We start from the raw sequence: 11075 nt of genomic DNA, 5'->3' as shown, positions 1-11075 counted from the left end.
CATCCAGAATCCGTCTTGGAATAACGGTTGATGTCTTTTCCCACGAAGTATCGAGTTAGAGCATAGTTCCATAATAACATGGAACGGAGACAAGATGGTTGTCGTTGGCCATCTAATTGCAGAGGCAGGTGTGATCCGCAGGGAACACACCTGCCTCTGTGTAGAGCTATCGATTTCCCGACAGCCCCTCTTTGGACGGACCAGCGTGCAAAAGGAGGCAGATTTACCGCCCCCAGCGGCGAGACGACCATGCCGGCGGGGAAATAGGATGAAAAATGCACGCCGGCGAGGTGAAGAACGGCAGGGGCCAGCGTGCACACGGAGGCAAATTCCCCGCGGGCATCGTCGAAACGAACAAGCCGGCGGGGAAACAGAATGAAAAATGCACGCCGGCAAGATGAAGAAAGGCAGAGGCCAGCGTGCAAAAGGAGGCAAATTCCCCGCCGGCAGCGTCGAATCGAACAAGCCAGCGGGGAAACAGAATGAAAAATGCACGCCGGCGAGGCGAAGAACGACAGGGGCCAGCGTGCAAAAGGAGGCAAATTCCCAGCGGGCAGGGTCGAAACGCCCGAGCCGGCGGAGAAATGGGAAGAAAAATGCACGCCGGCGAGGCGAAGAACGACAGGGGCTAGCGTGCAAAAGGAGGCAAATTCCCAGCGGGCGTCGTCGAAACGAACAAGCCGGCGGGGAAACAGAATGAAAAATGCACGCCGGCGAGATGAAGAAAGGCAGAGGCCAGCGTGCACACGGAGGCAAATTCCCAGCGGGCAGCGTAGAAACGCCCATGCCGGCGGAGAAATGGGAAGAAAAATGCACGCCGGCGAGGCGAAGAACGACAGGGGCTAGCGTGCAAAAGGAGGCAAATTCTCCGTCCCCAGCGTCGAAACGATCATGCCGGCGAGGAAATAGGAAGAAAAATGCACGCCGGCGAGATGAAGAAAGGCAGAGGCCAGCGTGCACACGGAGGCAAATTTCCCGCCGGCAGGGTCGAAACGCCCGAGCCGGCGGAGAAACGGGAAGAAAAATGCACGCCGGCGAGGCGAAGAACGACAGGGGCCAGCGTGCAAAAGGAGGCAAATTCCCAGCGGGCGTCGTCGAAACGAACAAGCCAGCGGAGAAACAGAATGAAAAATGCACGCCGGCGAGGTGAAGAAAGGCAGAGGCCGGCGTGCAAAAGGAGACAAACTCCCCGCCGGCGGGCAGTCTTCCAATATATGTAAGGGCAGGACCACCCTTTTCCCGACAGCCCCATCTTTGTTGTCAGGATTCTAGCCTAAGGTGAGCCAGTGGGGAGAGGGAAAGACCTGTGATGATGCCGGCTTTACTTTTTCAAAAGCTCCCGGACAGCCTGGGGCGTTTCCCAAAACGTCTGCTGAAAGGTATGATAAAAGTTGGAAACGCCATGATACCCCACTTCTTTTGCCACCTCCAGAATCGAGAGTGTGCTGTCCTCCAAAAGGTCAAGAGCCCGCTCCATGCGAAGAATGCGGATATATTCTGCGATGCTTTTTCCTTCTGTGAGACGGAATCCTCTCTGCAGCTTGTTCTTGTTCATACCAACGCTTTTGCAGAGTTCCGGGATGGTGGGCGTGTTTTTCAGACTCGCCTTTATCAATGCCTTCGCATTTTCAATAGCCATCAGGTCCGAATGATCCAGATAGACCGGCTGATGCGAAGAATACTGCTGCACCAGATCCAGAATATAAGCAGCGGCAGAGAGACCCTGACCGCGAAGCCAGGTGTCAAAGACCGCTCCTGTCAGCCGGCAGCGCTCAATACGCTGATAAATGGATTCCAGCTCCGGCGCATGGAGAATGGTCTGACCGATGGAGTTTTTTGCATCCTGCCAAAAGCTGTCGGGCAGTGAAATGTCGTTTTCTATAAAAAAAGACTCCCAGAAATACAGAGCGCGAAACCGGATTCTCTGACCGCCCTGTATTCTCATAAAGACAGGAGCAGGGGAGTCGAACACATAGCAGTTGACGCCGTCCTGAAAATATTGCGGCTGGTCTTTCCGGGTATAGGCAAGGACGGTTCCGGCTTCGTTTAATCCGATTCCTAAGTAGCGCTGGCCAAACTGGGAGCGGGTAATGGAATCATGTGGGAAGGTGAGATCGGCTGACGCCGCCGAAAACCCGGTGAGATCTCCCCAAAAACGGACATGGGAGGTCCCGTCCGGAAAAGTATATGAAAAGCCGCCCTGCGTATCTGTCCGTTTGGAGCCAAGGGAGGCATAAAACTGGAACATTTCTTCTACGCTGTGGATTGTGATCATGGCCGCTCCTTTCCTCTTTTTTGCCCGTTACTCAGGGCATAAGGTTTGCCCCATGCGACACTCCGTGTCAATTCTGTTAAGGCACGCCTGTTTTCGTTTTAGCACAATTTTTAGTTAGTAAAAACTAACCTCGTGCAAAAAATTATACCGGGAAACCAGCGAAAAATCAACATTTTTTTTCAGAACCTTAGGAGAAGAGTAACAAAGAGGCACTGGAAGGGTTGTTGATAAGCGGAAAAAAATCAAGTAAAATAAACCTTAGTTAGCTAGTGCTAACCAAGGCGAACGATTATACCATTTTCCAGGCACAAAAGCATTTTGTTCCTGGAAAAAGAAAGGAGCGACATGAAAGAAACAAAGAAAAATGCTGTGTTCCGGGTGTTTGAGACTGCACATTGCAGCCCCGGTCGGTATCTCCTTGGCGTCTCCTGTCAGGCTTTGAGCATCCTATTGTCCGGAGTGCCTTTTTATACGGTCTACCGAATCATACGGATTTTCCTCTTAGCATCGCTGGATGGAGTGGCGGTAGATACGGGGAGCGTTTGGCTTTGGGCGTGGATCACGGCCGGCAGCATTGTATTGGGAATCGGCTTGTCAATTGCAGGGAGTTTTATCTGTCATGCCTGCGCTTTTGACGCTTTGTATGATCTCCGAATGCAAATTCTGGATCATATGGGGAAGCTGAACCTTGGGTTTTATACCGGAGGTCAGTCCGGTGCAGTGCAGAAGATGATGAACGAGAACATGGAAAAGATGGAGAACATCATCGCCCACGACTTTCCGAATCTTGTCGGCGCCGGAATTCTGTTAGCTGCCCTTGGCGTATTGCTGTTCTCTCTGAATATCCCTCTGGCACTCACCATTTTTGCCGCACTGCTAATTGCGTTTCTCATACAATTCTCGGCTTTTGGCGGAAAGAGTGGTCAGCAGATATGGGCAGATCTGAACCGTTCCTCTACGGAACTGGATGCCGCTTTCTCCGAGTATGTGGCGGGTATGGAGGAGGAAAAGATATTCGGACGTCCGGAAGCGGCAGCGCGGCGGCTGACCGCATTGGTTGAGAAGAACCGAGGCCATTGGATCGCCTATCTGAAACGGGTCACGCCGGTCTACGGCGCCTATAAGACGATTACGATTTCAGTGCTGGCCTTTGTTCTGGTGGCTGGCTGCGTGCTGCTGTACTTCAATCCCGGAGATACAGCCCTCATCCTGGAGGTGCTGATGTCCCTAATCGTTGGCCCAGCCGTCATCAGCCCGCTGATGGAACTGGTGGAGCTGGGCGCCGACTTGCGCAACCTCTCCGTGCGGATGGACCAGGTCGAGGAGGTGCTTAAAAATCCGGCGATGCCGGAAGGAATCAGGAATCACGCTGAGGAGGGAACCGAGATTGGTTTTCATGATGTCAGCTTTTCCTATCAGGACGCAGCAGATCCCTTGCGGAGAATGGCATTAGATCATGTATCCATGAAAATTCCGGCGGGATGCTTTGCTGCATTGGTTGGGCCATCCGGCGGAGGTAAATCTACAGCCGGACAGCTGTTGGCGCGGTTCTGGGATGTAGAACGGGGTGCGATTACCATAGGCGGCCAGGATATACGGGATTTTACGATGGAAGCGCTGATGGAGCAAATCTCCTTTGTCTTTCAGGATACTTATATCTTTGCCGAAAGCGTCTATGACAACATTGCCATGCACCGGCCGGTCAGCCGGGAAGCAGTGGAACAGGCGGCAAAAGCTGCCCGGTGCCATGAATTTATCTGTTCCCTGCCACAGGGCTATGAGACTCGGCTGGGCGATGGCGGGCACAAGCTCTCCGGCGGCGAGGCGCAGCGGATCGCCATTGCTCGCGCGATCTTGAAGGACACCCCCATTGTCATATTGGATGAAGCCATGGCCTTTACCGATGCGGAGAATGAGTTGGCGCTCCGGGAAGGAATGGCGGAGCTTCTGAAAGGAAAAACAGTTCTGATGATTGCCCACCGGCTCTATTCCATTCAGGACGCAGATCGTATCTTCGTTCTGGAAAATGGACGGCTGAAGGAAGAGGGGACACACAGCGAGTTGCTTCAGGCTGACAGGCTATATGCGCATCTGTGGAACATTCAGAACGAAACGGAACAATGGCAGATGAAAACAAGCGGCATACAGCGGGAGGGAGGCGAGAGCTATGCGTAAACTGATCTGGCAGTTCACCTTTCATCATCCAAAAGAAGTGGTATGGCCTACGGTGTGGCTCTTCCTGTCCCAGGTGGCCAGTATGTTTCCTGCAGTCTTAGCCTATATGGCGATTTATATCCTTGGCGCGGCCTTCCTGCCGCCTTTTGAGCTGGACTTGAGTTTGCTGATCGAGCTGGCGGCCGTAGGGCTCGGCTATGTCTTAGTTCAGTACCTGGTAGAGCTGCTTTCCTATTATCAGACTTATGTCCGGGCCTACCGGGATACGGCAGATAAACGGATCGCCTACATACAGAAGTTGCGCCGTCAGCCGCTGGGGTTCTTTTTTTCGAGGGAGTCCGGTGAACTGACCAGCTCCTTTGCCGGTGATTTTGCCAATGTAGAGTACACGCTGTGCTATTGGCTGCCGTATCCTCTGGGGGTTGGTTTGCTGCTGGTTATCTCTTGTATCTGGATCTGCGCCTATGACTGGCGGATGGGGATTGCGATTTTCGGTATGCTGCCCATTTGTTCCCTGCTGATGCTCCGCATTGCACGGGTCAAGGAAAAGCACAGCCGGCAGGTGATGGAGGCAAAAACGAAGGCGGCAACGCAGCTCAATGAATACCTCCACGGCATGAAGGATCTGAAAGCCTATCATCGCACCGGGAGCGGCTTTGCTGCGCTGAAGGAAGCTTTCTGGATTCTGCGCAAGGAGTCGTTAAAGGATGAAGCGGTTGCCGGCAGCCTATCGACGCTGTGTTCCGCGCTGGTGAAGTTCATTGTTCCGGTAACGGCAGCATGGGGATTCTATTTGCTCCTCGGCGGCAGTCTGACGATCCTGGATTTTGCCGGTTTTCTGGTTCTTGCTACCAAGCTGACGGAACCGGTGCTGATGGTTGTGACCAGCATCAGCGCCCTGCGTGGGATGGCGCCGTCCGGTGAGCGGCTGGATCAGGTGATGAGCGCAGAAGAGCAGCCCGGAGCTGAGACTGTGGAAAAAGGAGATAGCTATTCCTTCGAAAAGGTCGTGTTTCACTATGAGAGGGGAAAGGAAATCATTCGTGATGTCTCCTTTGAAACCCCGTCAGGTTCGTTTACAGCTCTGGTAGGACCGTCCGGCAGCGGAAAGTCCACGTTGATACGGCTGATGGCCCGGTTTTGGGACTATCAGTCGGGCAGTGTCCGGATGAATGAAAGGGAACTGAAAAGTATTCTGCCGGAGAGTTTGCTGTCGCAGATTTCCATGGTCATGCAGAAGGCCTATCTCTTCCGCGGAACCATCCGGGAAAACCTTTGCTTTGGAGACAGCGGCATTACAGAGGAGCGGATGCTGAATGCCTGCCAAAAAGCCCGGTGTCACGAGTTTATCGCCGCACTGCCGGAGGGCTATGACACGGTAGTAGGAGAGGGAGGCGCAACCCTTTCTGGTGGAGAGCGCCAAAGGATTTCTCTGGCGCGCGCATTTTTGAAGGATGTACCCATTCTACTTCTCGACGAGCCGACAGCATCTCTGGATGCGGACAACGAGGCCATGGTGCAGCTGGCGCTGGATGAGATCGCTAGGGAACGGACCGTGGTTATGATTGCACACCGGCTGAAAACAGTGCGGGGCGCGGAACAGATCTTGGTTCTGGAGGATGGACAGATTATCCAGAAGGGTACCCATGAAGAACTCAAGCGGCAGCCGGGGCTGTACGCAAGATTGTGGGCATTGCAGTCGGAAGCCGGTAGTCATACATTCAAACAAGAAAAATGGAGGTAAGATCATGAAACAATCGAAGTTTCTCAACCTGAAGGAGTTTGTCCTTGTCCTCGTATTGTCCTGTGCCATTACGGCTATCGGCATTGTGGTTGCCATGCCTTTTGCGTTCAGTATGCAGCTGCTTTATTTCCTCGTTCCCGGCCTTGCGGGATTGCTCAATGGCATACTCTATGTGCTGATGATCCATAAGTGCCCAAAGATCGGAACCCAGCTCATCATGCCGCTGATTTACGGCCTGTATTTCCTCTTTTCCGGCAGCGTATATGTGTTTGTGTTTTTTGTCATTTTGGGTATCGTCAACGAACTTATTATGCTCAACGGGTATGGACACAAGATCCGGCAGGCGGTTCCCCATGTGCTGATGTGGGTTCTGAATTCTATGGGCAGCACTTTGACACTGCTGCTGTTTCGAGACAGCATGGTGCAGACCTATATGGATATGGGGATGGACGCTGCCTCTGCTGACGCTGCCATTGCTGCAGTAGAAGGATTCTGGCTGGCGCCGCAGAGCATTGCGCTGGCGCTGGTCAGCGCGGCGGTGCTGTCTATCGCCGGGTACGCGTTGGGGGAGAAGATGCTCGGCAAGCACTTTAAGCCGGCTGGCGCGGTATGATGGAGCCTACAGGGCCGAAGGGAACCACTGTCGATCCAAGGACATGGATGATCCTTTGTTTCACCGGGATTGCGGCGATTATAGGGATTCATTCGGAAATAGGCTGCCTTTTCCTGTTTGTATGGTGTATGTTGGTCCATCTGTTTACAGGAAAAGCGGGAAAGATCATGGCCTATCTGATATTCTATCTGGCTCTTTCTGGGATAACCTGGGCAGGCGTTGGCCTGCTCCAGAACGATGCCACTATGGTATTGGGGATTGCTTTGTCCAACATGGGGATTCTCGGGCGAAAGGCTGTGATCCCGCTTTCCTTCGCATCCTGTCTGGCGAAGGAGCCGACCGGTTCGCTTATGGCGGCCCTGGGCCGGATGCGGCTGCCGAAGGCGGTGGGAATCGCTGTGGCCGTGATGCTTCGTTTCTTTCCGACCCTCGGCGAGGAATACCGTGCAATTCGGAATTCTCAGCGATTTCGGGGGATCGGCGTTGGCATCCTGCATACACTGACCCACCTGCCTTCCACCATTGAATATATTCTGATTCCCTTGGCCCTGCGGATAACAAAGGTGGCGGAGGAACTATCGGCGTCTATGACGGTACGCGGCGTCCGCTTTTCCGGTAAAACCATCAGCTACCGTCCAGTGCGCTTTACGGCGAAGGACGGCATTCTGGCCTTGACGGCGCTGTCCGCCCTTTTGCTCCTTCTTTTTCTGGAGAGAGGAGGGATTCTGTGATTGAATTGAAAAACCTTTCGTTCTCCTATGAGAACGCCAACACAGAGCGTGGGCAGCTGCAAGATATCTGCCTGTCGGTAAAACAAGGGGAATTGGTTCTTCTGGCGGGAAAGAGCGGCTGTGGGAAAACGACTCTGACACGGGTTTTAAACGGTCTCTGTCCACAATTTTATCCAGGAAACCTGACAGGGGAATACTGTCTGGACGGGGAAAATGCGCTGGAAATGTCGGTTCATCGGCTTGGCGCCATGGTAGGAAGCGTGTTTCAGGATCCTAGAAGTCAGTTTTTTGCTACCAACACGACGGACGAGATGGTGCTGGGAATGGAAAACGTCCCGCTGGAACGCCCTGTTATGGAGGAACGCCTGCATGAGGTGTGCCGGCAGATGGACATGGAGCGTCTGCTGGATCGTAGGATTTACCCGCTATCCAGTGGTGAAAAACAGATGGTTGCCATTGCATCTGTCTGCGCCACGAAACCGAAAGTCCTCGTGTTGGACGAACCCTCCGCCAACCTGGACAGTGAGGCTGTCGTTCGGTTGGGAAGCCTGCTCTACAGGCTAAAGATGGCGGGACACACCATTGTCCTGTCGGAGCACCGCTTCCATTATGTGCAGGAATGCTTTGACCGGATGGTTTTTATGGAGAACGGCGTAATCTCCGAAATCTACTCAAGGGAGGATGCGCTGTCTCTGTCGGAGGGCCGTCTGGCGGCTATGGGCCTCCGTCCATTTGCGGTACCAGCCCTGCGGGTGGGCGGAGCCTTTGTCTCAGGGCAGGAGGATATGCTGCAGGTGTCATCCATCTCCTGGACGATGGATCACCGCCAGATTCTGGACAGGATTTCTTTTTCGGCGGTCAGAGGAAAAATCCTGGCCATTGCCGGTCCCAACGGCGCGGGGAAATCCTCGCTCTGCCGGGTGATCACCGGCTTACATCGGGCTTCCGGGACGGTTTGCCTGGACGGGGAATATTTGAAACGGAAGAGGCGGACAAGGCAATCCTTTTTCGTACAGCAGGACGCAGTCTACCAGCTCTATGCGCCGACGGTACTGGGCGAGTTCTCTCTTGGAAAGAAAGAGACGCCTGAAATGAAAACCGCGGCCCTTGCAAGGCTTTCTGAAATGGGGCTGGAGGATTTGGCAGCCCGGCATCCTGCCTCTTTGTCCGGCGGGCAAAAGCAGCGTTTGCTATTGGCATTGGCGGCTGAGAGCGGCCGCAGGCTCATGGTGTTCGACGAACCGACCAGCGGCTTGGATGGATATCATATGCGCTTGACGGTAAAGGTATTGAAGGATTTGGCAAAAGCAGGACACTGTGTGGTGCTGATTACTCATGACATGGACTTGATTTCCGCTGCGGCAGACGGCGTGCTTTATATCGTGAATGGAGAAGTGCGGTATCATCGAAATACGCTGCGCGATAAGGTAAATAAAACATACTATCAGTGTATCGCCAACAATGTTTGTAACACAAGCAATCGAAACAAGGATTAAAGGTGATTTTGAATCCTCCATACCTCGAAAAATCGCACTCAACAGATTGTAAGCCACAATACATAAACTGCCACCGCCGCAAATTTGTATATAGTGAACCGTCTGTGTAAAGGCTTCCTCCGGCGTATTCATAACCCGTGCGATAGACTGCGCTAAAATAATCATGATAACGCTTAAAACAACACCAAGTACGGCAAATATCTTTATGCTGGTGCCTATAGTCTGTGCAGCACTTTCGTTATCCTTATGTCCGATTTTCTGTCCGAGTAATACAGTCGTCCCCATAGAAAGCCCGGTAACAATTCCGGTGATAATTTGCATGGTCTGACTTCCCGTTGCTACTGCGGAAATATCAGCGGTTGTTGCAAACTTTCCAACTGCCCGTTGATGGAATGCGGTCCCCTTTATAAATACTATTGATAAGCTAATTTGCTTGTTTTACTCAATACAACAGCAAGAACAAGCGTTATAGTTTCCGCGACGAATGGAGCAATCCAGATTGCATTGCTACCAAAAAGGATAGGAATACAGAAAATAGCAAGTGCTTTCACTATAATTCCTCTACTGATAGCTATTACATCTGCCACGCCTGTTCTCTTTGTGGAGAATAGAAAGGCGGTGAAAATCAAGTTCAATGCCATCGGGATAAATGACAAGCTGAATATAGGTAAAGCGGCTGTGGCTGTCTGCACCAAAGCGGTTTCTTTGTTAAAGATACGAATGACCGGCACATCCAAGAAGAACAGACCGCCATAAATCAAAATTGACAAAACAAGATTGATGATGATGCCGCTGCGGAAATACCAGCCCATTTCCTCTGTATCCTGCTTGCCGTAGCAATGTCCCCAGAGCGGCTGCAAACCTTGCGCCACGCCGGAGAGAATTGCATTTGCGAGAGAGTAAATAAAACTCAAAACGCTGAAAGTCGATATGCCAATATCCCCAATCAGGCTTGCTAACATAAGATTATAGCAAAGTGCGGTAACAGGCGTTGTCAGTTGCGTAACGGCTTCCGGCACACCGCGCTTGCAGATCTTCTTTATGAGCGAAAAATCAATCTTGAAAGGCATAATACGCAATTCACCTTTTTTGCGCAAGAAATGGATCAGCAGAACAAGGACGGAAAATATTTGACCCAAGCCCGACGCAACAGCCGCGCCAATGACACCCATATCAAGAGGGAAGATAAAGAGCCAATCTAAAAAAATATTTGCCGCCGCGCCTACACACATACCGACAAAGGCAAGCGCTGGAGAGCCGTCATTTCTGATAAAAACAGAAAGGCAGGTACTCATTAACATAGGAATAGAAAAAGCGGAATAGTAGAACAAATACTGTGCGGACATTTCTCGCATTTCTGCGCTCAAATTCTTTGCGCCGCTTAAATCAACGATTTGTTGGGAGAACACCATGCCCACGATCATTAGGGTTGCTGATAATAGGACAGTTAAGGAAAACGCGGTCATAAAAGTATGATTGGCTCCGTCTTTATCCCCGCGCCCCATTCTGATTGCGACGACAGTTGCGCCGCCCATAGGAAACATGGCGGCGACAGCAACGACAAACGTAATAAACGGTACGCCTATATTGACGGCACCCAGAGCGGCAGAGCCAACGCCTTGACCGACAAAGATACCGTCAACAACATTGTAAAGATAGGTTACAAATAAGCCGCCCAATGCCGGAAAGATGTAACCAAACAAAGATTTTGTTTTTGTGTTCATATAGATACCTCCATAAAGGAAGCGGGATAAAGCTTTTTTTAGCCTTATCCCCTACATAAACAAAAGTGGGATAAAGCCCCAAATGGTCTTATCCCACTTCAACAATCTTGTTCGATTGCAAGTCCTCTGACAAGCAGCTCTATTTTACCATAAGTCACTCTCAAAGTCAATGAGATCGAGAACAAAAGACAACAGCAGTGTAGCGTTACAATAGATGTGAGACCAAGGGTATAGAAAAAGGCGATAGAGTTTGTTAGAATAGAGTCACCACAACAACACCCTAACGAAAGGTCTCAATCGCCATGGACATTGTAGCA

The 11075-nt window shown here is 51.8% G+C and carries 10 protein-coding genes and 1 pseudogene; 8 read left to right on the top strand and 3 right to left on the bottom strand.

The annotated features are described in order from the left end of the window. Nucleotides 1-275 precede the first annotated feature (275 nt). The 3 genes from H8730_RS17785 to H8730_RS16710 are packed head-to-tail and all read left to right on the top strand — an operon-like array spanning nt 276 to nt 1150. A complete protein-coding gene (locus tag H8730_RS17785) occupies nt 276-401 on the top strand; it encodes a hypothetical protein (RefSeq protein ID WP_283244030.1) in 126 nt (41 codons plus the stop codon). After that, on the top strand, nt 383-700 hold the full coding sequence (locus H8730_RS16715; RefSeq protein WP_249290219.1) for a hypothetical protein: 318 nt from the start codon (nt 383-385) through the stop codon (nt 698-700). Before H8730_RS17785 ends, H8730_RS16715 begins: the two co-directional genes overlap by 19 nt. 3 nt (nt 701-703) lie before the next feature. After that, on the top strand, nt 704-1150 hold the full coding sequence (locus H8730_RS16710) for a hypothetical protein (protein WP_249290218.1): 447 nt from the start codon (nt 704-706) through the stop codon (nt 1148-1150). A 171-nt stretch (nt 1151-1321) separates the two neighbouring features. Here the strand turns inward: H8730_RS16710 and H8730_RS16705 are convergent, their stop codons facing one another. Then, nucleotides 1322-2275, bottom strand: a complete 954-nt coding sequence (locus tag H8730_RS16705; protein ID WP_177713738.1) for a helix-turn-helix transcriptional regulator — start codon at nt 2273-2275, stop codon at nt 1322-1324. A 345-nt stretch (nt 2276-2620) separates the two neighbouring features. Between H8730_RS16705 and H8730_RS16700 the strand changes: the two genes are divergently transcribed. The 5 genes and pseudogenes from H8730_RS16700 to H8730_RS16680 all read left to right on the top strand — a co-directional run. Next, nucleotides 2621-4450, top strand: a complete 1830-nt coding sequence (locus H8730_RS16700; protein WP_177713739.1) for an ABC transporter ATP-binding protein — start codon at nt 2621-2623, stop codon at nt 4448-4450. Then, complete coding sequence (locus H8730_RS16695; protein WP_177713740.1) at nt 4443-6194, top strand: ABC transporter ATP-binding protein; 1752 nt, start codon at nt 4443-4445, stop codon at nt 6192-6194. The genes H8730_RS16700 and H8730_RS16695 overlap by 8 nt, the downstream gene beginning before the upstream one ends. 4 nt (nt 6195-6198) lie before the next feature. Continuing rightward, nucleotides 6199-6807, top strand: a complete 609-nt coding sequence (locus H8730_RS16690; RefSeq protein ID WP_177713741.1) for an MptD family putative ECF transporter S component — start codon at nt 6199-6201, stop codon at nt 6805-6807. Continuing rightward, complete coding sequence (locus H8730_RS16685; protein WP_249290217.1) at nt 6804-7538, top strand: energy-coupling factor transporter transmembrane component T; 735 nt, start codon at nt 6804-6806, stop codon at nt 7536-7538. The genes H8730_RS16690 and H8730_RS16685 overlap by 4 nt, the downstream gene beginning before the upstream one ends. Next, a pseudogene (locus tag H8730_RS16680) lies at nt 7535-8776 on the top strand (ABC transporter ATP-binding protein); the annotation flags it as partial. The gene H8730_RS16685 and the pseudogene H8730_RS16680, both read left to right, overlap by 4 nt. On the opposite strand, the gene H8730_RS18140 reads toward H8730_RS16680, so the two are convergent. Both H8730_RS18140 and H8730_RS16675 read right to left on the bottom strand, forming a co-directional pair. Continuing rightward, nucleotides 8729-9355: an MATE family efflux transporter gene (locus H8730_RS18140; protein ID WP_430385399.1), complete on the bottom strand. Its 627-nt coding sequence runs from the start codon at nt 9353-9355 to the stop codon at nt 8729-8731. The pseudogene H8730_RS16680 and the gene H8730_RS18140 overlap by 48 nt on opposite strands. Before the next feature lie 92 nt (nt 9356-9447). Continuing rightward, a complete protein-coding gene (locus tag H8730_RS16675) occupies nt 9448-10758 on the bottom strand; it encodes an MATE family efflux transporter (RefSeq protein WP_177713744.1) in 1311 nt (436 codons plus the stop codon). Nucleotides 10759-11075 lie beyond the last annotated feature (317 nt).

Source organism: Bianquea renquensis, from assembly GCF_014384895.1.
Taxonomy (GTDB): Bacteria; Bacillota; Clostridia; order Lachnospirales; family Bianqueaceae; genus Bianquea; species Bianquea renquensis.
Note: the sequence above shows the minus strand (reverse complement) of the source record. Positions and strands in the feature narration are given on the sequence as shown.

What these genes read in the sequence shown, in the direction of transcription:
- H8730_RS16705 (WP_177713738.1), bottom strand. Translation starts at nt 2,275, where the DNA reads ATGATCACAATCCACAGCGTAGAAGAAATGTTCCAGTTTTATGCCTCC.
- H8730_RS16700 (WP_177713739.1), top strand. Translation starts at nt 2,621, where the DNA reads ATGAAAGAAACAAAGAAAAATGCTGTGTTCCGGGTGTTTGAGACTGCA.
- H8730_RS16685 (WP_249290217.1), top strand. Translation starts at nt 6,804, where the DNA reads ATGATGGAGCCTACAGGGCCGAAGGGAACCACTGTCGATCCAAGGACA.
- H8730_RS18140 (WP_430385399.1), bottom strand. Translation starts at nt 9,355, where the DNA reads ATGCAAATTATCACCGGAATTGTTACCGGGCTTTCTATGGGGACGACT.
- H8730_RS16675 (WP_177713744.1), bottom strand. Translation starts at nt 10,758, where the DNA reads ATGAACACAAAAACAAAATCTTTGTTTGGTTACATCTTTCCGGCATTG.
- H8730_RS16695 (WP_177713740.1), top strand. Translation starts at nt 4,443, where the DNA reads ATGCGTAAACTGATCTGGCAGTTCACCTTTCATCATCCAAAAGAAGTG.
- H8730_RS16690 (WP_177713741.1), top strand. Translation starts at nt 6,199, where the DNA reads ATGAAACAATCGAAGTTTCTCAACCTGAAGGAGTTTGTCCTTGTCCTC.
- H8730_RS16715 (WP_249290219.1), top strand. Translation starts at nt 383, where the DNA reads ATGCACGCCGGCAAGATGAAGAAAGGCAGAGGCCAGCGTGCAAAAGGA.
- H8730_RS17785 (WP_283244030.1), top strand. Translation starts at nt 276, where the DNA reads ATGCACGCCGGCGAGGTGAAGAACGGCAGGGGCCAGCGTGCACACGGA.
- H8730_RS16710 (WP_249290218.1), top strand. Translation starts at nt 704, where the DNA reads ATGCACGCCGGCGAGATGAAGAAAGGCAGAGGCCAGCGTGCACACGGA.